This is a genomic window from Methylobacterium iners (assembly GCF_022179305.1).
Classification (GTDB): domain Bacteria; phylum Pseudomonadota; class Alphaproteobacteria; order Rhizobiales; family Beijerinckiaceae; genus Methylobacterium; species Methylobacterium iners.
Genome location: NZ_BPQP01000024.1, coordinates 1 through 24,677 on the forward strand (window position 1 = coordinate 1; position 24,677 = coordinate 24,677).

Below are 24,677 nucleotides of genomic sequence, written 5' to 3' on the forward strand. Positions count from 1 at the left end.
GCTCGATCATCGAGGCGTGACAGGCTCGGGCTAGGACAGCGCGCTACTAGGCAGTTCCATAACATCCAACCCGCGAACGTCCGCTTCCGAAAGCGACAAAGGCGGGCTCCTAGGGCAAGGTCGAGTCGAAAGCCGAACGTCCGCTTCTAGGCGTTAGACCCAGTTCAGCTCACCACCCAATTCGGTCTTTGACGCGTGTCAGGCCATTGTCAGACAGCGAAGGTCCCATGTGCCATCTGCCGGACGTCGTCGCGCAAGAACAAACTTGGGTCCGTCGGCGCTGCCCGGCGGATCTCTTAGTACATCGTTTCTGTCGTCTGCATGGCGGCATCGCTGTATGAGCAGCCGAGTGGTCCCCCCTCGCCCGTCGCGTCCTGGCGTTCCCGTGTCGCCCGTCCCGGATCCACCCTGAACCGGCCACCTCCCAATCACGTGCCCGCATTCTGCTGGTGTCACGATGGTAACCCGCTAGGATGGCCGCCGCGCGAACGCCTTGGTTGCCCACCAGTCCGCAACTGCGACCTTCTCTCTGGTCCGGGAGAAGCCCCGGAGGCGAAGTGAAGCGCTTCCACGGACACCGCTGCGCACCTACATTTCCACCGTGCCCATCCTGCTGGCGCTTAGCGCCGCCCTCCTGTTTGGCCTCGTGTTCGGCCCCCAGTGGTGGGTGCGCCGGGCGATGCAGCAACACGCCACTGAGCGGCCGGACTTGCCCGGGACCGGAGGCGAGCTCGCCCGCCATCTGCTCGACCTGGCGCAGCTGGAGCACGTTCCCGTCGAGGTCGCGCCAACCGACCACTACGACCCGGTTGCGAATGTCGTGCGGCTGTCGCCGACGAACCATGACGGCCGCTCGATCACGGCGGTCGCAGTTGCGGCGCACGAGGTCTCCCATGCTCTCCAGCACGCAGCAGGGGACCGGCTCCTCGCGGCGCGGGTGACGTTCGCTCCGGTTGTGCAGGGCTTCGAGATTGCCGCGGGCATGGTGATGATAACGGCGCCCGTGGTGCTTGCCTTCGTCAAGTCGCCTGTCCTGCTCGCCCTGCAGGTGGGTGTCGGCATCGCACTTCTCGGCGTTCGCCTCGTGTTCCACCTCCTGACGCTGCCAGTCGAGCTCGACGCGAGCTTCAGCCGGGCTTTGCCCATCCTGGAGACGGGTCGCTACCTCGAGGCAGGCGACATGCCTGGCGCCCGCACCGTGCTGCGCGCCGCAGCTCTCACTTACGTGGCCTCGTCACTCGTGGCGCTCATGAACATTGCCCGCTTTCGGCGGCTCCTGCCGTTCTAACAACTCCGAGACGAGCGTCCGATTTCCTGCCCCAATCGGCTGCAAGCGGAGCGTGCCCGAAAGCGGACGCGAGAGCGCGGCACGGCTTCAGCCGCTTCCCACTCATCCCGCGCGTGAGGGCATACAGATAACGGGTTCTCTCGACGCTCTGGACGATCCCTGCGCGGACTCACGGACCTGGGAGAGCCGCTGCTCGTTGGGACTCGTTGGACCTTGGTAAGGGCGCTTAATGATCAACGCCACTCGGTGCGGCAGCGGCCGCAAACTCCTCCTGATCCACGGCCTCGGCGGAAGCCAGCGCTCGTGGAGCCCGATTGTCCACGCCCTTAGCGCGGAGCGCGAGGTGATTGCGATCGACATGCCCGGACATGGTGCAAGCCCGCCTGAACCTGATAGCGGGACCTTCGCCGGCCTTGTCGGTAGCGTGCAGCGCTTCATCACCGAGAGCGGCCTTGCCGGCGTCGATCTCGTCGGAAGCTCCATGGGCGCCCGCATCGTTCTCGAGCTTGCCCGGCGTGGTAGCGGCGGGAATGTCGTCGCGCTCGATCCGGGCGGCTTTTGGCGTGGCTGGGAGCGCAGCTATTTCAAGGTCACGATCGGCGCCTCCGTCCGCCTCCTCCGTGCGCTCCGTCCTGCCTTGCCTGCTCTCAGCCACAACGCGGCGTCGCGGACGACGCTTCTGGCTCAGCTCTCGGCGCGACCTTGGGCGCTCGATCCGAACGTCGTCGTGACCGAGCTGGAGAGCTTTGCCGCGACACCGACCTTCGACGCGCTCGTCGGGGACCTCGCTCACGGACCCGAGCAGGAAGGATCGGCCGCCGCTCCTGAGAACCGGATCACGATCGGTTGGGGCCGGCAGGACCGGCTCTGCTTGACCGGCCAGGCCGCACGCGCCAAAGCGGCGTTTCCGGCCGCGGAACTTCACTGGTTCGAGCAGTGCGGCCATTTCCCGATGTGGGATCAGCCTGCCGAGACGATCCAGCTCATTCTCACCAGGACTGGGTGACCGCAGTCGCCCTGACACCAGCTCACGTGCCGAACGGGCCGTCTGACCGAACGTTTTCGGACGCCGGCATCCCGCCCGACTCGGACGGACGCTGGTCGAATATGAGTGGTTCCGGGTCAATCTTCGCAGCCTTGACCGTCGCTTTCGCTAGCCGTCTGCCGCGGCGAGAGGGGATCGTCCTCCTTCGGTTTCCAATCTCCGAGTGGATTTCGATTGTCACGGACCGACGAAGGGTATGGTCTCACGCGTTCGTGAGATATAGGGCGGCGCTTGCTCCATCCCGTCGCGGCAAGCTCGATGCAGCGACGGCGATCATGCCGAAGCGTGATGGACGGACACGGACGGCATTTTCTGGGGCAATAAGATCAGGCCACCGGCGATCACAGCCCATCCGGACACCGCGCCCGACGTCCTTGACGCCGGACGCCTCGCCGCGCTCGACGCCTATGACATCCTCGACACCGCGCCCGAGTTGGGTTTCGACGACGTCGTCCTGCTCGCCCGCAACATCTGCAACACGTCCGTGGCCCTCGTCAGCCTGATTGCCGGCAACCGGCAGTGGTTCAAGGCCCGCGTCGGATTTCCTGAGTGCGAGACAGACCTGAACCACTCGGTCTGCGCGCATGTCCTGTCCGAGCCCGACCTGCTCGTCATCCCCGACTTGACGAAGGACCCGCGCACGAGGGCGAACCCACTCGTCGCCGGCGGGCCGCGCATCCGCTTCTACGCAGGCGCACCTCTGCGGACCCCGGAAGGCAAGGTGCTGGGCAGCCTTTGCGTCATCGATGGCGAACCCAGGCCCGGGGGACTGACCCACGTCCAGGCCGAGTCCCTGCGCGCCCTTGCCAGCCAAGTCATGGCGCAGATGGAGCTGCGCCGGGCGCTAGCGGACCAGCGGCGTGTTCTTGAAGAACGGGAAGGCTTGATCCGCACCCAGGCCGAGATGTCCGTCGCCCGCGGCGACCTCGGCACGATCCTGGATGCTCTGGTGCACGGCGCCATGGAAGCCATCCCGCACGCGGAAGGCGCCGTCATCGAGATGTGCGAGGGCGACGAACTCGTCTACAGCGCCACCAAGGGCAACCTCATGGGCCACGTCGGCCTGAGGGTCCCGCTCCAGGGCAGTCTCGCCGGTGCCTGCCTGCTCACGAACGAGCCGCTCCTGGTGCCGGACGTTCTTGTGGATCGGAGGGTCAAACGCGACCTGATAGATCGCCTGCGCTTGCGCTCTTGCGTGTTGGCGCCGGTGCGTCGCGCTGGCAAGCCGGTTGGCGTCCTCAAGCTCCAATCGAGCCAACCCGATGTCTTCACGCAAGCCGATCTCAGGCTGATGCAGGTGTTTGCTGGCACTGTGTCGGCCGGTCTTGCTGAGGCCGGAGAGGCCGCTGCCCGGCGCGAGGCGGCCCGCAGCGAACGCCGCCGCCAGGCGGTGTTCGACAGCGCCGCCGATTACGCCATTATCCTGCTCGACCTCGACGGCAACGTCACGGACTGGAACGAGGGCGCCACCGCGATCCTTGGCTGGCGTCCCGAGGAGATGTGCGGGAAGCCAGCCGATATCTTCTTCACCCCCGAGGATCGCGAAGCCGGCATCCCGGGCATGGAGATGCACAGCGCGCTGACTGAGGGACGTGGCATCGACGAGCGTTGGCACCTGAGGCGGGATGGCACCCGCTTCTGGGCCAACGGCGAGATGATGGCGCTGCGGGACGAAGACGGCACAGCCATCGGCTTCATGAAGATCCTGCGCGACCGCACCGAGCAGCGTCTCAGCTACGAGCGCCTGCACGAGGCCAAGGACCGGCTCCGGCGGGCCCAGGAAGCCGGCGGCGTCGGGATGTTCGTCGTCGATGCCGACGGCGTCCTGCACCCGACCCCCGAGTTCTGCCGCCTTTACGGCCTGCCAGTGCGCGAGGCTTACCCCTCCACCGCTTTCGAGCATCTGGTCATCCCCGAGGACGCACACCTCGTCTCGACCGCTGTCACGCGCGCCAGCGGCGAGGCTCCACGCGATGTCGAGTACCGGATCCGACGTCCCGACACCGGCGAGATCCGCTGGATCGCCCGCAAGGGCGACCTTGAATACGACGACCTGGGTCGACCCGTGCGCTTCGCTGGCGTGTCTCGCGACATCACCGAGCAGCGCTTAGCTCGCGAAGCGCTCGCGGAGAGCGAGCGGCGCAAATCCGCCCTGCTGGAGTTGGGTGACCGCCTGCGCGATCTCAGCCGCACTTCTGAGATGACCCTGATGGCAGCCGAGATTGTCGGTCGAACCCTGAACGCCGGGCGTGCCGGCTTCGGGCGGCTCGACGCCTTGGGCGAGCACGTCGATCTTGAGCTGGACTGGACTGCGGTGGGGCTGCGCAGCATCGCCGGCCGGCACCGCTTCGAGGATTACGGTGACCTGCGCCGGGAACTGCTGAGGGGCGAGCCGGTGATCGTGCGGGATGCATGCCGGGACCCGCGCACGGCTGCATGTTCTGGCGCCCTGCAGGCCCTCGACGTCGCCAGCCTGATCAATATGCCGGTGCGCGAACGCGGACGCACCGTGGCCCTGTTCTTCGTTCACGACCGGGTGCCACGGGACTGGAGCCGGGAAGAGCTCGGCTTCCTGCGTGCCGTGGCCGACCGCGTCGAGGCGGCGGTGGCCCGCGTGCGCGCCGAGGAGCAGCAGCAACTCCTCAATCGCGAACTGTCGCATCGCATGAAGAACACGCTGGCCATGGTGCAGGCCATCGCCACACAGACCCTTCGCGGTGCGAGCGACATCGAGGCCGCAAAAGAGGTTCTGGCCGCCCGGCTCATAGCCCTGGGCAAGGCGCACGACATCCTGATGACCGGCGACGGCGAGAGCCAGGGTACCGATATCCGCACCGTCATCGAGAATGCGCTCAGCCTGCACGAGGACCCGGAGCGGCAACGCTTTGACCTTCAGGGACCTCACGTCCCCTGTGGCGCCCGTGCGGCCCTGTCGCTGGCGTTGATGGTGCACGAGCTTGCCACCAACGCGGCCAAGTACGGTGCCCTGAGCACACCGACCGGGCGGGTAGTGTTGACCTGGGAAGTCGGCAGCACCGGCGACACCAAGACAGTCCGGCTCACCTGGCGAGAGGAAGGTGGGCCTCGGGTGACCGCTCCGTCGCGAGTTGGGTTCGGCTCGCGCCTGATCGAGCGCGGGCTGGCTGGCGCCGTCGGCGGGCAGGTTGAGCTGCGGTACCCTCCCGAAGGCATGTGCTGCACCCTGGTCGCGCCCCTCACCGGATTCCTGGCGGAGGGTTGAGGCCAACCGTGGTCGACGAAGTTCGATATGGGCTCGCCTCGGTACACCAGCCGCCTCGACGAGTTGCCAGTAGTGGCCGCGGCCTAGCTCCGCCGTTGGTCGAGTTCTGCGGTGGAACCCGCCGGATGCGTTTTGATGGAAGCACCGCCGAGCTTTCTAGGTAACCGTGGCCACCGTCCAAGGGCGAGGTGGTTCATGCGATGCGTCGGGAAGGTGGGTAGCAGGATGCGCTTCCCGCTACCGGTACCCACGAAGGACTAGCGTTAGGACGTGCCTGAAAGGATCAAGTTCCTTTCGCGTGTGACCGGTATGTCCGACCGGTGGGTCACCGCTCGGGTCGTAAGCCTGCTCCAGCCGCTGGTCATGGCCGAGACGGGTCTGAGAGTGGCCGTAGCGGCTCGCCATGTGTGGTGAAGCCGAAACACCGGCAAATGCTGGCGATTGATGCGTGCCGGCTAGGTTCAAGCGGCTGGCTTCTCTAGGTTTTACCTTCGCAAGCGCCTATGCCACCTAAGGATCACAGTGAACCTTGCCATTTGGGCGAGGGCACGAGGGGCTTGCGAATGGCGAACGAGGGAACCGGAGCCTTGGTAAGGGTCGTGTCCGAGGAAGAGGGCACGATCCTAACGGAATGGCTTGGCCTGCTTAAGTCTGGTGGAGCGCTGCAGACGGGGCGCATCCGTGAGGCCGAACTCCAGACGCAGGCCAAGACGGTACTCGGGCAATTGCGCGACGCGCTGGCGTCCGGCGGCTCGAACGCGGACCTGGAGGCCTACGCCACCCTTCGCGATACCCTCGGCGAGATCTCGCGGTCCCGCGCCATCCAAGGCTTCACCCCGACGGACACCGCCAACTTCGTCCTGTCGCTCAAGGAGCCGATCTTTTCCTCGCTGAGCCGGTCCCATGCGAATGACGCCAAAACGCTGGCGGCCGCGATCCTCTCGACGAGCCACCTCCTCGACCAGCTGTCGCTCCACACGATGGAGGTCTTCCTCCAGAGCCGCGAGGATGTGATCGGACGCCAGGGTCAGGAGATCGCCGAGCTTTCCACCCCGGTGGTCAGGCTCTGGGACGGTATCCTCGCCCTGCCGCTCATCGGCACCCTGGACAGCGCCCGCACCGGCGTCGTGATGGAGAACCTTCTCCAGGCCATCGTCGACGAGGAGGCGGAGATCGCCATCATCGACATTACCGGTGTGCCCACCGTCGACACCCTGGTGGCCCAGCACCTCCTCAAGGCCATCGCCGCGGCGCGCCTCATGGGCGCCGATTGCATCATCTCCGGCATTCGGCCGCAGATCGCGCAGACCATGGTCCATCTCGGCGTCGAGCTGAACGTGGTCTCGAAGGCGACGCTGGCCGACGCCTTCGCGCTCGCCCTGAGGCGGACCGGCCGGACGGTGGTGCGCAAGCAGCCCGTCTCCCCGTCGGCTTCCTGAGGACTGGCACCGGCATCATGGACCGCATCCCGATCCTCAAGCTCGGTGGCGTGCTCATCGTCACCATCCAGGTCGACATGCACGACCGCCTTGCCCTGGCCCTAGAGGAGGACCTGACCGCGAAGATTGCCAGTACGGGCGCACGCGGCGTGCTTATCGAGATCTCCGCGCTGGAGATCGTCGATTCCTTCATCGGGCGCATGCTCGACAACATCGCCGCCATCTCCCGGGTGCTCGATGCCGAGACGGTGGTGGTCGGCATGCGACCGGCGGTGGCCATCACGCTGGTCGAGCTCGGTCTCGAACTGACCGGCATCAAGACGGCCCTGAACGTCGAGCGCGGCATGGCGATGATGCAGGCCCGCCTCCATGAGGATGACGAAGACGGGAGCGCGCGTGCCCGTTACGAGGACTGAGACCCTCCCCATCCGCTCCGGCGACGACGTGGTCCGCATTCGGCAGGCCGTGCGGACGCGTGCCATCGAGGCCGGCCTCGGGCTCGTCGACCAGACCAAGATCGTCACCGCGGCCAGCGAGCTCGCTCGCAACGCCCTCGATTATGGCGGCGGCGGCGAGGTCCGCGTCGACGTCCTGCAGGAGGGTATGCGAAAGGGCGTGCGGCTGTCGTTCTCGGACCAGGGGCCCGGCATCCCTGATATCCAGAAGGCGTTGACCGACCACTACACCACGGGTGGCGGCCTCGGGCTCGGGCTGGGTGGAGCGAAGCGCCTGTCGAACGAGTTCCATATCGAGTCGGCGGTCGGCGTCGGAACCCGCGTGACCATTGCGCGCTGGAAGTAGGCGATGATCAGCGTACCCGTCACGGAGGCGAGCCAGGTCGCCGAGGCGCGTCGGCGGGCAACCGGATTGGCTCAGGGATTGGGCTTTGGCGAGATCGCGACGGGCCGCGTCGCTATCGTCGCGACAGAGCTATCGACGAACCTGGTCAAGTACGGGGTCTCGGGCGAGATTGTCCTGAACGCCTTCGAGGACGAGACCGGGACGGGGGTCGAGATCCTCGCCCTGGACAAGGGTACCGGCCTGACCAATCTCGCCGATGCCATGCGCGACGGGCACTCGACCGGGGGCAGCGCCGGCACCGGCCTCGGGGCGGTACTGCGGCAGTCCCAGTCCTTCGACATCATGTCATGGCCCGGCAAGGGCACCGCGATCCTATCCCGTCTCACGGCCAATCCCGCACCTAAAGATGTAGATACGGCGGTCCAGCCTTTCGCCGGCGCGGTGGCGGTGCCGCTCAAGGGCGAGACCGTCAATGGGGATGCGTACTGCATCCGTCGGCACGGCGCGGGGTGGACCGTGATCGTTGCGGATGGGCTCGGACATGGCCCGGAGGCGGCAAAGGCTTCCGAGGAGGCGGTGAGGCTGTTCCGCAAGTACGAGCACGAAGCGCCGGGCAGCATCCTTGCTACTGTCCATTCCGGTCTCGGCCATACCCGTGGCGGAGCAGTATCGGTCGCCAGGTACGATCCTGGCAGCGGCCTGGTGACCTTCGCCGGCATCGGCAACGTCGCCGGGGCCGTCGTGGCCCGCGGCGAAACCAGGCGGACAGTTTCCCTTGCCGGGACCGCCGGTCATGTCGCCCGCCGCATTCAGGAGTTCGAGTACCCGCTTCCGGTCGGTGGAATGTTCGTGCTCTGCTCCGACGGCATCGGGACCGGCTGGTCGCTCGAAGCCTATCCCGGGCTCGTCGGAGCGCACCCGAGCCTCATTGCCGGAGTGCTATACCGCGACTTCACGCGCGTTCGCGACGACGCCACCGTGGTAGTCGTCCGGGGAGCGTCCTCGTGAGGTGGCCCCTGCTCACCAGCTTGATCGAGCAGGAGGACGACGTCATCGCGGTTCGCCAGCGCGCTCGCAGCCTCGGCGAGCGTCTCGGGTTCGGGCTGCAGGACCAGACCCGGATCGCCACGGCGGTCTCGGAGATCGCCCGCAACGCCTTCGGCTACGCCGGTGGCGGCAAGGTCGAGTACGGCGTGGACGACGGCAAGGAAGGACAATCCCTTGCCGTAAAGATCAGCGACGCGGGTCCGGGCATCCCCGAGTTGGACGCCGTCCTGGAGGGCCGCTACCGGTCGACCACCGGCCTCGGCATGGGCATCACGGGTTCGCGTCGCCTCATGGACCGGTTCGAGATCGCCTCGACCGTCGGACGGGGCACCGTCGTCACCTTCGGCAAGCTTCTGCCTAAGGGAAGCAAGACCTTCACCGGGGCCGACCTCGCCGCGATGGCCGACGCGCTGGCTCGGACCCGCCTCGCAGACCCGAACGCGGCGATGCGCGAGCAGAACCGCGAGCTGCTCCGGAGCCTGGCCGAGCTCGCCGAGCGTGAGGAGGAGGCTCACCGCCTGAACGCCGAACTCGCGGAGACAAACAGGGGCGTGGTGGCCCTTTACGCCGAGTTGGAGGCTCAGGCGGTCCAGCTCCGCGAGGCGGGTGCCAACCTGGAAAGCCAGGTTGCTGCCCGGACCGCGGAGCTTGCGCAAGCCAACGAGCGGCTTCGGGCCGAGGCCATCGAACGCGAGCGCATGGAGAACGACCTGCGTCAGTCTCAGAAGATGGAGGCGGTCGGGCAATTGACGGGCGGCATCGCGCACGATTTCAACAACCTGCTCACCGGCATCGTCGGATCCCTCGACCTGCTGCAATCGCGCATGGCCAAGGGCCGTAAGGAGAACCTCGGCCGCTATGTCGAGACGGCGATGGCATCGGCCAACCGGGCGGCCGCGCTCACGCACCGCCTCCTCGCCTTTGCGCGACGGCAACCGCTGGACCCGAAGCCGACCGATGCCAACGCACTCATCCTCGGCATGTCGGACCTGCTTCGGCGGACAATCAGCGAGGCCATCGCCCTACGGACCGAGACCGAGCACGACCTGTGGCCGACCCTGTGCGACCCGCATCAGCTTGAGAACGCGATCCTCAACCTCGCCATCAACGCGCGCGACGCGATGCCCAGCGGGGGCTCGCTTACCATCCGAACCCGCAACGGCCGCCTTTCGGAGACGACCGCGGAGCCAAAGCCGGGCGAGATGCCGGACGAATATGTGTGCATCAGCGTGACGGACACCGGGACGGGCATGCCGCCGGACGTCATCGCCCGGGCGTTCGATCCGTTCTTCACCACGAAACCCCTTGGCCAAGGGACAGGTCTCGGCCTTTCGATGATCTATGGGTTCGCCAAGCAGTCCGAGGGGCATGCGCGCATCGAGAGCGAGGTCGGCGTCGGCACCACCATCGGCATCTACCTTCCCCGGCATCATGGTGCCGGGGCCGAGGAGGCGGCGTTGCTGGAAGTGCACGAGATGCAGCGCGGCGATGGCGAGACCGTGCTGGTGGTGGAGGACGAGCAGGTGGTCCGCGACCTTGTCGTCGAGGTCTTGCACGACCTGGGGTACCGGACGCTCCAGGCCGTGGACGGACCCGGGGGACTGCGGTTGCTCCAGACCTCCGCGAAGGTTGACCTCCTCGTCACCGACGTCGGCTTGCCGGGATTGAACGGCCGCCAACTCGCCGATCAGGCCAGGGAGACCCGCCCCGACCTGAAGGTTCTCTTCATCACCGGCTATGCCGAGGGCGCGGTGACCCCGACGGGATTCCTCGATGCCGGGATGGCGATGATCACCAAGCCTTTTGCGGTGGAGACGTTGGCGACCCGCGTCAGCGCAATGATCGGTGAGGAGGGATAACGGACATAGGGCGACACAAGAGATATGCCTTGGCGTCGCTGACGAGCGCGACCCGGATACCCGGGTCATGCCCAAGACCCTGACGGTGGTAGTGTGAGGACAGGATACAGAACCTCTGCCCGTGCTGTGTAGCTACTTGGACAGGTCGGTTGCCGGGAAGTGGTCGACGAACCGCAACCCCTCCCATAGATCGACGGCGTGACCATCCACGAGAGCCTTGGCCTTCTTGCAAGCCTCGTCATCGTCGGTTGCTCTAATCTGGACCATCGACGCGACGACGCCCTGGTCCCCGATCAGTGCGACGCGGTACGTTCGTTCGCCGCTCTCGGTTGATGCGGTCACACCAGCCGACTCCCGGGCCGTTAACTTCCAGAACTTCATGGCCTAGCTACATAAATCCGGTTCATCACCCTGGAAATATGGGGTTTGTCGCCGTCAACAGCGGAAGGCCAGGTGTCGCGCCTAAGCACGGCGGACCTCATCCTCGGACCGAAGCCGCAGGTCGGACGCTCAACGTGCAGGCAAGTCAATCGCGAACGTAGCTGCGGATGGGCTCACAGGCCGCGGCGTAGCCGAATCTGGGGCGCGCCTCGCGCAACAGTGCGCTCTGACAGAGAACCGAACGGCGTGCCCTGACAATCCGGGCCCTCAAGGCTCGGACGTCCCCCCGCTGCGACAAGCCTGCTCGACCTCTCTGCAAAGACGAGAGAAGCCAACGAACCTAAGAGCACCCGCGGCGGAGACCATGATGTGGGACTCATATGCTAGGATGCTGCCGTCATCCGATGCAGGGACGAACCTTTCCTGAAGCTCCTCTGCCAGGAGTTCGAGTAAGTCGTGCGACCCGCAGACCGCCGTCGTCCCTCATGAGGCGATGACAGGCAACTTGTGCCCGATACGCAGGTTGATCAGGAGGCCAGGCACGGTGCGTCCGCACATCGAGCGCGAGCCGGAGGCTCAATCGACCACGGGAACGACGTATGGAGGGCATGTTCTCGGCCGACGGCGATCCTGAAGCAGTCGGCTCTGGGAACCCACGCCCAACGCCCGTCATGGATCTGAGCATCCTGCAGGCGGCCATGGAGGCTACGAACGAGGCCATCCTCATCACCTCAGCCGAACTCGATGAGCCTGGCCCGTGCATCGAGTACGCCAATCCTGCCTTTACCCGCATGACTGGGTACGAGGTGGAGGAGGTAGTGGGCCGGTCTCCCCGTTTTCTGCAAGGCCCCAAGACAGACCGCGAGGTTCTTGACCGTATCCGGGTTGCCTTGGTCGCCGGAGAACCTTTTCAGGGCGAGGCCATCAACTATCGGAAGGACGGCTCGACCTACTTCGTCGAGTGGCTCATCACTCCCATTCGCAGTGACGACGGTCAGATCTCCCACTGGGTCTCGGCCCAGCGCGACATCACCGAGCGACATGCCGCTGAAGACCGCCAGGCCTTGATGGTTCGCGAACTGCACCATCGGGTGAAGAACACGCTCGCCACGGTCCAGGCCGTCCTGAACGCCACTGTCAGGTCATCGACGAGCATCCCGGACTTCGCCCGAATCCTCACGGGGCGCGTTACCTCGCTGGCAAAGACGCACGCCTTGATCACCGAGGACGTGGATCAGGCGGTTCTGTTTCGGCAACTGATCGAGGCGGAGCTCCTCGTCTACGAGAACGGACGAGGCCGGCTGTCTCTGGAAGGTCCGCCGGTCGTGCTGCCGTCGGCCCTGGCGGTGCCTATCGGGATGGCCTTGCACGAGTTGACGATCAACGCGCTCAAGCATGGCGCATTAGCCCACACGGACGGTCGTATCGTGGTTACATGGTCCCTTGAGGAGGACGCAGGTGGGAAGCGGCTGCACTGGGTCTGGAACGAGCACGATGGGCCTCCCGTGGCGCTGCCAACCCAGGAGGGCTTCGGATGGCGTGTCCTCAACCGCGTGCTGACCGCCCAGGTCGAGGCACAGGTGGACATCGCCTACGACCCGGATGGGCTGCGGGTGACGGTCGACGTGCCGCTTCGGTAACTTCGCGAAGCACAGGCTCTTCCCCTGGTTTCACGTACGAAACGAGACACTATCCGCCCGAACCTTTGTTGCTGCGGCTCCCCGTGGCATGACCATATAATGGACACGAAGCGTACCCACCCTTTCAACGTCGACGTGAGGCGCTGCCGTTTCCAGCGCGAGACGTTCATCTGGTCGATCAGCGAGCGTCGCGGAGTAAGGCACCGCTCTCCCCGCGCATACGCGACCTTTGAGGAAGCGCGCCTGGCTATGCAGCAGGCTCTGCACCGCCACATCGCAGACTGGCAGGCGACCCAAGCAGCACTTTCAAGCGTGTCTTCGTTGTCCCTCACCCTAAGCTGCTCATGACTTCCAAGCGACAAGCCAGCGCTGCGGCAGAACCAACATTTGGTTCGGCAGGCCAAGCGCTAGGAGATGGGCGCGCAAATTCGCACCGTTTACGCATGCGCAATGCAATTGCGAGCTATCATATGTTGGTGGGATCTGGCAGTGTCGAACGGCGCGGAAGGGCGCCCTTCGGAGCTTGCCGTGTCAGAGACTATGCGCCCTGTGGTGCTGTCCGTGCGTTCGTTTACGGGCATTGAGCCCATCGATGGCGGCGATACGGTCGTCGTTCGGTTTCAGGCACCAGACGGCTGGGAAGTCGCTCTCCTCGTCCCGAAGGAGACCTTCGCCGAGTTTCGTCGTCTGCTTGATGCAGATCCTTAGCGCCTAGTCGGACGGATGTTTGCTCCCGCGCAGCTCACGTCGCCCTGGGCTTCTTGAACTAGCAGGGTGAGCCAACCTGCACCTGCGGCAAATGAATTGGCGATTACATCGTTCGCACATAAGCCGCGATGGCACCCGTCAATTCGACACATGGTTGAATCGTTTGTTGATCGCCACCCAGGTTAATTGCTCGGTAGAAATCCGATCATATGATGGGTTTGTCGCGGTCCTACCTTTGGCGTTCCGCGCTTGCGAGACCTGTGTGCTCCCGCCTTTGATGCGTGGAGAGCCCTGTGCCTCGCTACTTCTTCGACGTTCATGACGGGCGTATCCAACGCGACGACGAAGGTACAGTCTGTACTGACCTGCAAGCCGCCGCTACAGCGGCCAAGCGCCTGCTGCCCGAGATTACTCTGAACGAGCTGCCAAGGGGTGGAGAGCGTCAGAGTTACACGGTGTTGGTCACGGACGAGGAAGGCCAACCTGTCTACTCAGCGGCTCTGAGCTTCGTCGGTATGTGGCTGATCCGGTAGCCGTTTACTTCGAAGCGGCGACAACCCTCGCCTTCGTGGCCCGCTTCAGGTTGCCATCGAATTCAGCTTCGTCCTCGCTCGCCCCCGCATCGCGTGCGGCTTGGATGAAGCGACGCTTCTGTTCCTCAGGTGTCAGCTTCTCGGCGCTGAGCTTGGGCGATTTGGGCTTAGAACTCGGCGTCAGTCCATTCGCCCTCTTAGCCTCCGTGTGCCGGCTGAAGGATTCACCTGCCGGTTCGTCGTTCTGCACTTTCACCAGTGCTTGATCGGCAGCTGAGGAACGCGGATGCGCAGACGCGGCCTCATCAGCCGCACTGCTCTGGAGTTTGCGGCTGCGCTCGGCCCTGAGTTCCCGTTCGGCCGTCAGCCAGAACTCAATCTCGAACACCTCGGGTCTGTGATTGCGCTCCCAGAGCTCGTAGGCGCGTCCCCGGATCTGATCGAGCGGGCTCTCAGCGGGCGGAGACATGGATCAGGTCTTCCTACGAACCAGGGCGAAGGATGGTGTGGATCCTGTTCGATACGCGCGTACAGCGGTTGAACCAAGCCTAACCGCGGCTCTTGTCTCTAATCTGGAGGCATGATGGTGAAGCTGCTTTCTGCCCTACACTCAGCGCTGCTCTGCAGGCTCGCCAAACGTGAAGTCGCGTTAGCTGATCAGGCGGATGCGGCTGGCTATCCAATCCGCGCGCTCCTGTTGCTCGACCGTGCCGATGCCCGGCTGAATAAGGCTTGCAGTTGCGAATGGCCACCAGGCAGCAGATGAGATTGTATTGAGCCCGAAAGTACTGGCTCCATAAAACCTGCGAAACAAACGGCCTGAGGGAAAGTCGCCACGTGAAGCCAGAGCCCTCTATGCCGGCGGTGTGGACTCCCGACCACCTGCGCCTTGCCATCGACGCAGCTGGAATTGCCTTGTGGTCCTGGAACGTCGACGACGACACGTTCACGATGGACAAGCGAGGGCACGAGCTGTGGGATCTGCCAATGAGTCCCCACGTCACCTTCGAGGATCTGTCCTCGCGCATCCACCCTGCCGACCGCGATCGGGTCAGGGCTGCCTTCTCGGCGACGCGTGCCATCCTCGGCCCCTATGAGACCGACTTCCGCATCATGCACGGCTCGGATGTCCGGTGGGTTTCAGCGCGGGGTCAGGGTGACGACCAGGGGATTGTCGGGGCGGTGATGTTCGGCATCTTCCTCGATGCCACCGGCCGCAAGCAGGCCGAGGAAGGCCATGAGCTCCTGGCGGGCGAGATGAGCCACCGCGTTAAGAACCTGCTGGCTATCGCCACCGCCCTGACGGCTATCACCTCGCGCTCGACCTCGACCACGGAGGACATGGCGCGCGAGCTCACGCAACGGCTTACTGCCCTGGGCCGGGCTCACGATCTCGTCCGCCCCCTTCCGGGCAGTCAAGGGAAAGCTGCCCTTCTCGGAGACCTGCTCTCGATCCTGCTCGCGCCCTACGACGACAGGGGTGCCTTCAGCGGGCGCATACGTGTCTCCGTCCCGAGAATGGGCGCCGGCGAGGCAGCCGCGACGACCCTGGCTCTCGTCGTGCACGAACTGGCGACGAACTCCCTCAAGTACGGCGCGCTCTCGGTGCCCACGGGCACGCTCGACGTATCATCGCCCGCAAACGAGGACGCGGTCGTGCTGACCTGGACGGAACGGGGCGGCCCTCCTGTCACCGCCCCGACCGGCCCTGGTGGATATGGGAGCAGGCTGCTCAAGCGCGCGATGACCCAGCAGCTGGACGGGTCCATCGAGCGGGAGTGGGACAAGGCCGGCGTCGTAGTCACTCTGCAGATGAACAAGGCCTACCTCGTGTCATGACGGCGTGCACGAATCCGCAGCTTTAAGCATCCAGTCGCTTGGCCGCAGCCGCGGGTTGCCGGAATGAGGTGAAGCGGTCCGGCTCGTCGAGCGGCACGTCGATGACGCAGCGCAGGCCCGACGAGGCGAACTCAAGCTTCACGGTGCCGCCAAGCTCACGGCTGATCCCGCCGGTGATCAAGCGGGTGCCGAAGCCATGCTTGCGAGGCTCCTCCACGATGGGCCCCCCGCTCTCACGCCACTCCAACTTCAGACGTCTGATGCCGGTCTCGCCGGCGACGATGTCCCAGGCGATGTCCACGCGACCTTCCTCGTTGGAGAGGGCCCCGTACTTTGCCGCGTTGGTGGTGAGCTCGTGAAGCGTCATGCCCAGCGCCAGCACGTAGCGGGGGCTGAGTTCGACATCGGGGCCTGCCAAGCCGAAGCGGTCCGCATCATCCCGGAACGGGATCAGCTCGTTCTCCAGCACCGCCATAAGGGAGGCTCCCGTCCAATCGTCCCGCGAGAGAAGGTCATGTGTCTTCGAGAGCGAGATAATGCGGCCCTCAAGGCGGGCGTTGTTGTCGTCGCCCTTGCGCGACTGCCGGGTCAGCGATTGCACCGTCGCCAGGGTGTTGCGCACACGATGGTTAAGCTCGTGCAGCATCATGGTCTGCTGCTCCTGCAGAAGGTGGCTGCGCGCGATCTCCTGACGAAGATCGCTCTCATGCCGCTGCAGCGCATTCGCCATGGTGTCGAATGCCTCCCCGAGTTGGCCGAACTCCCCCTTGCCGCTGACGCCGCTGCGCGCCGTAAGGTCGCCTGAACGCCAGGCCGTGACCGCGTTCAGCAGGCGTCGGACCGGACGGCGGATGAAGACGCGCCCGCTGAGCAGCGCCGCCGCGAAGGCGAGAAGGGCGCCGGTCAGGATCAGGACGATGCCACGCCAAGTCGCCGCATCGATGTCGGCGTAGGCGGCGCTTCGACTTAATCGAACGGCCACAGTGAAGGAATCGGGGTCGTCGGAGGATGCCGCCGCAATCCCTGTGATGCGCAGATTGCCTCGCAGGCCAAGCATCTCGACGACGTTGCCGCGGTTCTCCGACACCGTCTTCCAAAAGGCCGGCGGCAGAGGCTTGCCGACCCATTCCGCGTGGTCTGGCAGGTGGATCAGGATCGTCCCAAACCGGTCAGCCACGGTCAGCGTGGCATTCGCCGGGAGCCCTGCATTCGCCAGATGACCAGCAAGCCAGTCCAGGTCGATGCTGGCAATGACCACGCCCGTCGGTCGGCCCGCCTCGCCGGCGATTGGGTACGCGAACTGCATCGTGGGCCGCTTCGTGATGCGACCCGAAACGTACGGCCCTGTCGCGAAAGCGTTCGTGCGCATCGCATCCCGGAAGTATTCTCGGTCGGCCAGGGAGTAGGCGCCTGGCGCCGAGCCCAGGGTGTTGCAGACGATCCCGCCGTCGGCATCCGTTACGCCGAAGAAGAAGGCACCCGGCACCTGTCCGAGAAGGGACTTGAGATAGGCGGTGCAGGCTTCAGGATCCTTGTTCCTGATCTCCGGCACGCCCGCCAGGATGCTCAGGACCTGCCGTGACCCCCTATTGAACTGACCGAGATCCGAGGCGATGCCGCGTGCTGCCCGCATTGCCTCGTTGCGCACCGCCTCGCCGCGGGCGGAGCGAAGCGCGTACTCGTTATAGCCCTGGATGGCGAGGGCGGGCACCAGGGCCAGGGCGATGAGGCCGGAGATGCGTTTTGTCAGCGACATCGAGGGATCAGTCGAGCTCTCAGGTTCACACGCCATCGCCTTCGATTTGGAAGGACAGCACTCGCCATGGGGTTACGGGCCTTGGGTGCTCGGTCAGGGGCTTTCGTAGACGAAGCGTTGTCTGTCGGGGGTATGGGAGCCCAGCCAGTCTGCCCCACGGAGCATATCACGCCCGCCTGCCGCCCAGCGGTCACGGATCGAGGAGGGCGAGTAATCGAAGCTCTTGGCCGCGAGCTGATCAGCCGCTGCCTGGTAGACGACGTGCAGCAGGGTGACGCCTGGCCCGTTGGGTTCGAGCTGCTGGCGCAAAGCATACTCACGTCTGAGCCCCGCGATGGCCCGCCGTCCTGAACTGGCGAAGATGAGATCGTTGGCCCGCTCCAGCACGGCGTCAAGCGAGGCGGGACGGGGAGCCTGCAGGCTGAACAGATCCACCGCAATGCAGAGAAGGTCGCGCGTTGGCTCAGTCACGAACAGAGGGTCGAGAGGTAGGTTGTTGGTGTAGCCCGCGTCGCACAGGAGGCGGCCCTCGATCTCGACGGGCGGGAAGGACGGGAGCAGCGAGGTACTGGCCAGGATGTGCTCGGGCCGGATCGTCTGGTGGGCCGTGTCGAAGTAGACCTCCTCGCCGGTCTCGACGTCGACGCAGCCCACGCTCAGGCGCGTGTCGCCCCCGTTCAGCCGGTCGAAGTCCACGAGCCGGTTCAAGGTGCCCAGCAAGGGCGAGTGGTCGAACAGGGCGACATCGTTGGGCATCCACGGTAGGGCCGACAGGAGACCGGGAAAGCGGTGCTGGAACATGTTCGGCCGCCCTTGTGCCAGCGTCAGTAGGGCGTGCAGGCCGTTGTAGTACTGCCGTGGCTTGAGCCAGTCTGTGATGCTGGGGCCGGTGTGTTGGGTCGCTTCGTCCCAGAACTGCCGGAGCGTCGCAACGCGGTCCTGAGGCGCGTTGCCGACGATGATGGCGGCTGTGACCGCGCCAATCGAGGCGCCAACAACCCAATGGGGTTGGATGCCACGCTCATGCAGGACCTCGTAGGCGCCTGCATGATAGGCGCCCAGCGCATTGCCGCCGGCAAGGACGAGCGCGGTGTCGCGGTCGCCTGACGTGCGTGGCGCAGGCGAAGGGGTCTCGTTCAGCGAGGTGGACAAATTGGTATCGCGCCTTTGCGGGTCGAGGTGTCATCAGGCAAGGGCAAGACTGAAGTGGGATTGGTTCTGGGCGCCCCAGTAAGGAAGCAATGGTCCATCAGGCCTATTCGTTCAGAAAGCTTGCCGTCGGAACAAGGACAGGCGCAAAACGAAAGAGCCCGGCGCGCTTCAAGCGGCCAGGCTGAGGAGGCGGCAGGTCTGGATCGCGCAGCGGCTCACCAGTCACTTCCAGGATGGCGTGAAGAGACGCTTCTCCACTGCCTTGATCAGGTGCCCGGCAGCGGATCGTTCAGCCACAGGCCCGCGAAGTTGAGCGTCGCTCTGTAGATCATGTTGTGCTGCTCGTCGCGGACCACCACCGTGAAGGCCTGACGATCCTCATCGCGCAGAGCAATTCGGTGCCGAGCCACCTCCGGCAGGCTCTGCATAGCCTCAAGGCGAACCTCGTCGAGGTTGGCGTAGTCGCTGCCCTCTGCATCGCGGTAGAAGCGCTCGCCATCGTGGATGTCGAAGAAGTAGCGTGGCAACCACGCCTCCTGAACCGCACCGCATCCAGACAAACATCGAAGGATGACGATCCGTTCTGTCGGGCACTGTACGGTGACGTGTCGCGGTCGACCGAAAGGAGCGACATCCACCTCTGTTAGCGCGAGGCCGAAGGCGGTCAACTACGCCAATGAACCCGTCACCCTGAGTGTGGCGGCGGGTTGTCCCGGAACGAGCCGATCAGGCGCTCGTACTCAGCCTCGGCCGGGCCATAGCTCCTGCCCGCCAGGTCGCAAAGCATCCCACGGTCGCGAACGGTGATGAGCGCGCGCTTGGCCCGAATGGCACCGTAGCCCTCGACCGTCTGCACCGCGAGCGTCACGCCGGATCGGTGCGCGGCCAGCATGATCGCCAGGAACTCGTGCGTGAGCGGCAACTCGTCCCCTTCCAGGCGATCGTGCACCATCAGGATCCAGCGTGCCAGCCGCTCCTCGATGGAGCTGACCGCATTCGACAGGGCGGTCTGGCTCACCGTCATCATCTGGATGTGGGCGTAGCGCAGCAGCAGGTCGTGCAGAGCCGGGCTGCCCTGGATGGCGCTGCGCAGGTTGTCGGTCCTGATCCGCAGCCAGGGACCGGCGATCTGGACCAGGATTTCGTGGGGTGTGCGGTCGGATCCAAGGATGGTCGCGGTGCTGACCATGCCCTCGTAGCCGAAGCAGCCCACCTCGATCCTGCGGCCCTCGTCGGTGACGGCGAGGTTGGAGGACAATCCGCCTTCCGGGAAGTAGGCGAACTCCAGAGGCTGGCCGAGGGAGGCAAGGACCTCACCCTTGCGAACCTCGATGCGCTCGCAGTGCGGCAGCAGCTTCTCACGTTCGTCCGGCGGCAACGCCTGCAGCAGGCGGTTGCGCGTGTCCAACACGCTCATGCGGTGCTCCAGCCGTTCCCGCCAGCCGGGAGAGGCGTCTGCCTCTGTTTAGAACTAGATGATGCGACTGACGAAGGCGAGCGTCGTGGGAGTACGGAGCGGCGAAAGGCAACGCTTGGATCCTCCGCCTCGCCACCACAACCGGCGCTCTCAAAACGCCCGCTTGCGGGCCGTGCAGCCGCGCGTCTGCGGCAAGTTCGGGTCGAGGCGGAACGTCCGCTTCGGGTCGACGAGCCAAAGTCCGCTTTCAGAGAGATTTCGTTGGAAAAACTCGCGGTCGGCCTGGATCGGCGTTTGGCTGGAGGGCCGAGGGGTCTTGGCGGAGCGCCTCTCCTGGCCGGTCAGGCCAGGCTCGGCTGCCCCAGCGGGATCAGCTTGGCGAGCTTCCGCAGGTTCTGGGCGGCGGCCGCGAGGTGGAACTCGTCCCGGGCCCCGTTTGGCCCCCGCAATCGAAGCCGATCCAGCCTCAGGATCCGCTTGAGGTGGGCAAACAGCATCTCGACCTTCTTGCGCTCCCGCCGCGAGGTGCGGCCCGCCTCCGAGGCGCAGATGTCGCGCGCCATCTGCCGGGCACCCTCGTGGATCGAGCGCGGGATCTTGCGGGCGGGTGCGTTCGGACTGCAGCTCAGGCTGCCGTCGACGGCAAAGCCCTCGCCGCCGACCAGCCCCTCGGCGATGCAGCGGGCGAGCACGGTCTCGAACAGGCGGCGCAGCAGGGCGCTGTCGCGGAAGCGGCCGTGGCGGTTCTTGGAGAAGGTCGAGTGGTCCGGCACCCGGCCGTCCAGGCCGAGCCGGCAGAACCAGCGATAGGCGAGGTTGAGATGGACCTCCTCGCACAGCCGGCGTTCGGAGCGGATGCCGAGACAGTAGCCGACGAGCAGCATGCGGATCATCAGCTCGGGGTCGACCGAGGGCCGGCCCGTCGAGGCGTAGAACGGAGCCAGTTCCTGGCGTAGGCCGGTCAGGTCGACGAAGCGATCGATGGCGCGCAGCAAATGGTCGGCGGGAACGTGGGTGTCGAGCGAGATCTCGTAGAACAGGGCGCCCTGCTCGACTTGCCGCGCACCCATCATCTGCATCGATCCCCGCTTATCGACACGAGTGAATCACCCCTCAATTGCCGCGGCAACAGCCGAGTTTTTCAACAGAATCCACCCATCACGGACGTTCGGTGCGGGTGCCAAGCGACGAATTTCTCCCACTGATCACCGGCTCGCTAGCAGAATCGGCAGGAGAGGGCTCTAAGCCCGCAGGGTTGCGCGCACGCCTCAACAAGGTCCGCTAGCGTCCGCGGTGATCCGTGCCACATGTTGGGGTAAATGTTGGGGTAAAAAGCGAATTTCTCGTAATTAGATGAGTAAAAACAAGGGAATACGAAGGGAACTTGGCGGAGAGGGTGGGATTCGAACCCACGGTGGAGTTGCCCCCACGGCGGTTTTCAAGACCGCTGCCTTAAACCACTCGGCCACCTCTCCAAACCATTGTTGCGGCTTGGGTTTTTGCCTCTGGTAGTGCTAGGGAAAACTGCCCTTTGCTACCATTTCATCCGGCGACCTTGTCTATGGCTGCCTTCATGGCAGCGTCAACCTTGGCGGCCGCGTCTTCCTGCATACCCAGGAGCACGTGCGAATAGAGATCGAGCGTGATGCCTACGCTGGAATTCCCAAGGCGCTCTTGAGCCATCTTGGGGTGAGTACCATTCGCGAGCATCTGTGTCGCGTGGCTATGCCGGAGGTCGTGGAAGCGAACGCGGGGCAGGGCGGTCGACAGCGTCAGGACCCGGGTGAACTCGTGGGTCAGGCTGTTGGGGTGCACGGGCATTCGGTCGGTCCGGGCGAAAACGTGAGTGTCGTCCGACAGGCGCACGCCGAGCCGCAGCGCCCTCGAGACGTACCTCGATGGCGTCGAATTCATGGTGATCGCTAACGTCTCGACCCTGGTGAACGGCAGCCGGGAGAACGACGCCGACAGCTGGGACATGATGCAATCTTAGCTGCCTCAGCTTCGCCGTCGCGGTGTCAGCATTCTGCTCATCCACCACGCCGGCCGCGGTACCTCGAAGCGTGAGGACGTCCTCGACACAGTGATCCAACTCAAGCGGCCGGGCGACTATGACATGGAGGAAGGTGCCCGCTTCGAGGTGCACCTCACCAAGGCGCGCTGCGTGGTGGGTGATGACGCCCAGCCCTTCGAGGCGAAGTCGGACGTGGTCGACGGCGTGGACTGCTGGACCTGCATAGTGCTGCGGGACCGCGAGCTCGAGCGCGTGGCCGAGTTGAGCGGCGAGGGCTTGAGCGTCCGGGACACCAGCGTCGAGTTGAACCTGAGCAAGTCGAAGGTCCAGCGGATGCAGGCCAAGCTGCGCGCGGAGGATCGGTTATAAGCCCGTTTTCAGGTGTCCCACCGTCCCCGGGACTAGAGACGGGACGGTGGGACACCTCCCGAGCCTCGTAGATGGGACGCTTGGAACACCCAGGACAGGCAGGACACCGCCTCGCCTACTGATCGCGACCGAGCCGGAGAACCCCAATGCCTGACAACGAGATCGAACGTCTCACCCTGATCCACGAATGGCCTGAAGTTTGCGGCTTGCGGGTTGTGGTGACCGAGACGGCCGAGCACCCGCGCACGGTAACTGTGGCCGTCATGGGCACTGCAGACAGATGGCTCAACGTCTCCCAGGTCCGACAGTAGCGATGCTGGTGCAAGGGCTCGGGCGATCTCTCTTCGCGAGCTTATCCACGATACCCTGGAGGCGGCCGAGATGACGTGGTTCCCGGCCGCGTGTCACGCCTCAGAAGGTGGCAACGCCAATGAGGTTTAGCGGAAAGAGACTTGCCTCAAGCCGCGTACGCCAAGCCCGGACGGCCGCCGTCACAGGCAGGGCAGCAGCACGCCGGAATGTCAGTTCCCTTGGCGCCATACTCGTGCTCGCACTCCAAGCAGCGCAGCACGTAGGTCTTCTGAAGGTGATCGGTGCCCGGCTCGTCTGGTTTGCGCAGCACCATCTGATCGTTGCGGTTCACGTATCCGAGCTCGGTCGTTCCCAGAGACATTCGCTCTCGCTCCCTGCCGCAGGTCTAAGACGCCTGCCGGGCATAGGTGTCGCGCAGCCGAGTTACCGATCCGTGAGCGGGAATTCCGGGACCGCCTGGGTGACGGAGCGCGGCCATGACTGAGGCCAAGCGCTAAGCCTTTTTGCTCCTCTACGTCAGCAACGACGCAAAGAACACAAGTCAAATCGCACAAACTTCTCAGCAGCTAAGACACCCTCCCTATTTTGCCTCGAGCTCGATCAGCTTTCGTCCGATGTTGTACAGCCGTTTGTCATCCTCGTGGGCGCATCATGTGAAATTTGAGATCTTGTGGTTGTCGCGCTGGCCCATCTTGAAGGCTTCGATTACGCGTCCCATTTCTTTCGGGTCACCCTTACTAAAGGCTTATTTTAGTTCAGTGTGACCTTCAACATCTTGACCTTGGTTCAAGCTTCAGCCCAGGTCCTCTTTAACTGCTTTCCAATTTGCTGACATTATTTCCTCCGTGCCCAAGTAGAGGCAGCCATGAGGATACGCTTCTTCTCGGCTGCGTCGAGCCGCAGTAAGTTTTGCCTATCACGCGAGGTGCGGTCATGACTGGGGTCGAGCACCAGACCTTGCATAAGGCGCCTCGCTGCCTAATCCCCTTCGATCGACGGGAAGGCATCTCGATCGAGGAAGCGGCCGAGATCTCCGGCAAGTCGGCTCAAACGATGCGGTGATAGTGCGAGCAGCATCAGATCGGCCGGCGCGTCGGTGGCGGTTCATGGGTGGTCAGCTTGGTCGCGCTCAGGATGCTGCTCAATGAAGACCAACGGCGCTGTGAGCTAATCTGAGTGGAAACTGCAGCAGCGCGGCGGTGATCGACTACTACGAGCGAGCAAACCTCCAGGTGCTTTTGCATAAGTGGCGAGATGAGCGGTACACTGTCTAAGGTGAGACGAACCTGTCGCAGCGGGGACGATCGAATTGTCATCTTAACCAATTGAGAAGGTGCCATACGGACTTCTGCGGCGAGCTACGTAGGATGGACGCTCGTGTTCGATTGCCCTCTCGAAGGTTGCGCTATGAGAACGCTGAACTGCATCGCGCTCCTGCTTGTCGGCGCGGTGCCCGCTTCGGCACAATTCAAAGGTTCAATGATCTGCAAGGAAGACTTGTCGATGGCTTTGAGGTCAGACGAGGAAGACGCCAACGTCAGCTTTAAGAGCATTGCTAAGCGGACATTCTCACTCACCATCAACCGAGAATATCTAAGCTTGATATCGGCTGGGCAGTCCGAGTTCTACGAGTGCCAGAAGATTTCATACCGCTCGAATAAGAACCGCGCCCTGAACACCATCAAGTGTCAGAGTGCGACCAACTTCCTGACGCTGGATCTAAAGAAAATGAGGTTCATCAGATCGCAGATGGATCCGGAAGACGAGACTGAAGTCGGCTTCAGTTATGGCTCCTGCACATTGCTTTGAGGTGGCGAGTTCACAGCCTGATCAGAA

23 protein-coding genes, 1 tRNA gene and 4 pseudogenes are annotated in these 24,677 nt (G+C 64.4%); 17 read left to right on the plus strand and 11 right to left on the minus strand.

Translation table 11 applies throughout. From position 1 onward, the window contains the following. Positions 1–601: 601 nt before the first annotated feature. Together MFF55_RS08620 and MFF55_RS08625 are read left to right on the plus strand one after the other, a co-directional pair. A complete protein-coding gene (locus tag MFF55_RS08620; protein WP_238243680.1) occupies positions 602–1,288 on the plus strand; it encodes a zinc metallopeptidase in 687 nt (228 codons plus the stop codon). A 229-nt stretch (positions 1,289–1,517) separates the two neighbouring features. After that, positions 1,518–2,294 (plus strand): alpha/beta fold hydrolase, encoded by a 777-nt coding sequence (locus MFF55_RS08625; protein ID WP_238243681.1) that lies wholly within the window; start codon positions 1,518–1,520, stop codon positions 2,292–2,294. A 241-nt stretch (positions 2,295–2,535) separates the two neighbouring features. Here MFF55_RS08625 and MFF55_RS27105 read toward each other — a convergent pair whose 3' ends face one another. After that, positions 2,536–2,919: a hypothetical protein gene (locus MFF55_RS27105; RefSeq protein WP_373874757.1), complete on the minus strand. Its 384-nt coding sequence runs from the start codon at positions 2,917–2,919 to the stop codon at positions 2,536–2,538. Here MFF55_RS27105 and MFF55_RS27110 point away from each other — a divergent pair. From MFF55_RS27110 to MFF55_RS27290, 9 genes and pseudogenes are all read left to right on the plus strand, one after another. Continuing rightward, positions 2,818–3,096, plus strand: a pseudogene (locus MFF55_RS27110) (GAF domain-containing protein); the annotation flags it as partial. The gene MFF55_RS27105 and the pseudogene MFF55_RS27110 sit on opposite strands and share 102 nt — an antisense overlap. Positions 3,097–3,150: 54 nt before the next feature. Beyond that, positions 3,151–5,574, plus strand: coding sequence for a GAF domain-containing protein (locus MFF55_RS08630; protein WP_373874756.1), 2,424 nt, complete (start codon positions 3,151–3,153; stop codon positions 5,572–5,574). Positions 5,575–5,586: 12 nt separating this feature from the next. Then, positions 5,587–5,661: pseudogene (locus MFF55_RS08635) on the plus strand (DUF4113 domain-containing protein); the annotation flags it as partial. 476 nt (positions 5,662–6,137) lie between these two features. Beyond that, positions 6,138–7,013: an STAS domain-containing protein gene (locus MFF55_RS08640; RefSeq protein ID WP_238243682.1), complete on the plus strand. Its 876-nt coding sequence runs from the start codon at positions 6,138–6,140 to the stop codon at positions 7,011–7,013. A gap of 17 nt (positions 7,014–7,030) precedes the next feature. Further along, entirely contained in the window at positions 7,031–7,429 is a 399-nt protein-coding gene (locus tag MFF55_RS08645) for an STAS domain-containing protein (protein ID WP_238243683.1), read from the plus strand. Further along, positions 7,410–7,814: an anti-sigma regulatory factor gene (locus tag MFF55_RS08650; RefSeq protein ID WP_238243684.1), complete on the plus strand. Its 405-nt coding sequence runs from the start codon at positions 7,410–7,412 to the stop codon at positions 7,812–7,814. The genes MFF55_RS08645 and MFF55_RS08650 overlap by 20 nt, the downstream gene beginning before the upstream one ends. 3 nt (positions 7,815–7,817) lie before the next feature. Beyond that, positions 7,818–8,822, plus strand: coding sequence for a SpoIIE family protein phosphatase (locus MFF55_RS08655; RefSeq protein ID WP_238243685.1), 1,005 nt, complete (start codon positions 7,818–7,820; stop codon positions 8,820–8,822). Beyond that, positions 8,819–9,199, plus strand: a pseudogene (locus MFF55_RS27285) (anti-sigma regulatory factor); the annotation flags it as partial. The gene MFF55_RS08655 and the pseudogene MFF55_RS27285, both read left to right, overlap by 4 nt. A 333-nt stretch (positions 9,200–9,532) precedes the next feature. Beyond that, a pseudogene (locus MFF55_RS27290) lies at positions 9,533–10,720 on the plus strand (ATP-binding protein); the annotation flags it as partial. 132 nt (positions 10,721–10,852) lie between these two features. Here MFF55_RS27290 and MFF55_RS08670 read toward each other — a convergent pair. After that, entirely contained in the window at positions 10,853–11,101 is a 249-nt protein-coding gene (locus MFF55_RS08670) for a hypothetical protein (protein WP_238243686.1), read from the minus strand. Between the two features lie 599 nt (positions 11,102–11,700). Here MFF55_RS08670 and MFF55_RS08675 point away from each other — a divergent pair. Together MFF55_RS08675 and MFF55_RS27120 are read left to right on the plus strand one after the other, a co-directional pair. Continuing rightward, complete coding sequence (locus tag MFF55_RS08675) at positions 11,701–12,741, plus strand: PAS domain-containing protein (RefSeq protein ID WP_306421399.1); 1,041 nt, start codon at positions 11,701–11,703, stop codon at positions 12,739–12,741. 1,001 nt (positions 12,742–13,742) lie between these two features. Continuing rightward, a complete protein-coding gene (locus MFF55_RS27120; RefSeq protein ID WP_238243687.1) occupies positions 13,743–13,982 on the plus strand; it encodes a DUF6894 family protein in 240 nt (79 codons plus the stop codon). Between the two features lie 4 nt (positions 13,983–13,986). Here the strand turns inward: MFF55_RS27120 and MFF55_RS26980 are convergent, their stop codons facing one another. Next, positions 13,987–14,451, minus strand: coding sequence for a DUF2934 domain-containing protein (locus MFF55_RS26980; RefSeq protein ID WP_306421400.1), 465 nt, complete (start codon positions 14,449–14,451; stop codon positions 13,987–13,989). 386 nt (positions 14,452–14,837) lie between these two features. On the opposite strand from MFF55_RS26980, the gene MFF55_RS08690 reads away from it, so the two are divergent. Continuing rightward, positions 14,838–15,821, plus strand: a complete 984-nt coding sequence (locus MFF55_RS08690) for a sensor histidine kinase (RefSeq protein ID WP_238243688.1) — start codon at positions 14,838–14,840, stop codon at positions 15,819–15,821. A 22-nt stretch (positions 15,822–15,843) separates the two neighbouring features. Here MFF55_RS08690 and MFF55_RS08695 read toward each other — a convergent pair whose 3' ends face one another. The 7 genes from MFF55_RS08695 to MFF55_RS08725 form a co-directional block, all read right to left on the minus strand. Further along, positions 15,844–17,577, minus strand: coding sequence for a sensor histidine kinase (locus MFF55_RS08695; protein ID WP_238243689.1), 1,734 nt, complete (start codon positions 17,575–17,577; stop codon positions 15,844–15,846). A gap of 93 nt (positions 17,578–17,670) precedes the next feature. Continuing rightward, positions 17,671–18,729, minus strand: coding sequence for a patatin-like phospholipase family protein (locus MFF55_RS08700; RefSeq protein WP_238243690.1), 1,059 nt, complete (start codon positions 18,727–18,729; stop codon positions 17,671–17,673). Positions 18,730–18,995: 266 nt separating this feature from the next. Next, positions 18,996–19,256, minus strand: coding sequence for a DUF6894 family protein (locus MFF55_RS08705; protein WP_238243691.1), 261 nt, complete (start codon positions 19,254–19,256; stop codon positions 18,996–18,998). Positions 19,257–19,414: 158 nt separating this feature from the next. Next, a complete protein-coding gene (locus MFF55_RS08710) occupies positions 19,415–20,146 on the minus strand; it encodes a Crp/Fnr family transcriptional regulator (protein WP_238243692.1) in 732 nt (243 codons plus the stop codon). Between the two features lie 341 nt (positions 20,147–20,487). After that, on the minus strand, positions 20,488–21,219 hold the full coding sequence (locus MFF55_RS08715; protein WP_238243693.1) for a transposase: 732 nt from the start codon (positions 21,217–21,219) through the stop codon (positions 20,488–20,490). Positions 21,220–21,531: 312 nt separating this feature from the next. Next, positions 21,532–21,621 (minus strand) — tRNA-Ser (locus tag MFF55_RS08720). A gap of 67 nt (positions 21,622–21,688) precedes the next feature. After that, the gene (locus MFF55_RS08725; RefSeq protein ID WP_238243694.1) at positions 21,689–22,126 is read right to left on the minus strand and encodes a tyrosine-type recombinase/integrase; all 438 of its coding nucleotides are present in this window, start codon (positions 22,124–22,126) and stop codon (positions 21,689–21,691) included. 103 nt (positions 22,127–22,229) lie between these two features. On the opposite strand from MFF55_RS08725, the gene MFF55_RS08730 reads away from it, so the two are divergent. Both MFF55_RS08730 and MFF55_RS08735 read left to right on the plus strand, forming a co-directional pair. After that, the gene (locus MFF55_RS08730; RefSeq protein WP_238243695.1) at positions 22,230–22,529 is read left to right on the plus strand and encodes a hypothetical protein; all 300 of its coding nucleotides are present in this window, start codon (positions 22,230–22,232) and stop codon (positions 22,527–22,529) included. 146 nt (positions 22,530–22,675) lie between these two features. Continuing rightward, complete coding sequence (locus MFF55_RS08735) at positions 22,676–22,840, plus strand: hypothetical protein (protein WP_238243696.1); 165 nt, start codon at positions 22,676–22,678, stop codon at positions 22,838–22,840. A 146-nt stretch (positions 22,841–22,986) separates the two neighbouring features. Here MFF55_RS08735 and MFF55_RS08740 read toward each other — a convergent pair whose 3' ends face one another. Then, positions 22,987–23,202, minus strand: a complete 216-nt coding sequence (locus MFF55_RS08740) for a hypothetical protein (RefSeq protein WP_238243697.1) — start codon at positions 23,200–23,202, stop codon at positions 22,987–22,989. Between the two features lie 1,046 nt (positions 23,203–24,248). Between MFF55_RS08740 and MFF55_RS08745 the strand changes: the two genes are divergently transcribed. Next, complete coding sequence (locus MFF55_RS08745; RefSeq protein WP_238243698.1) at positions 24,249–24,650, plus strand: hypothetical protein; 402 nt, start codon at positions 24,249–24,251, stop codon at positions 24,648–24,650. Positions 24,651–24,677: the final 27 nt, after the last annotated feature.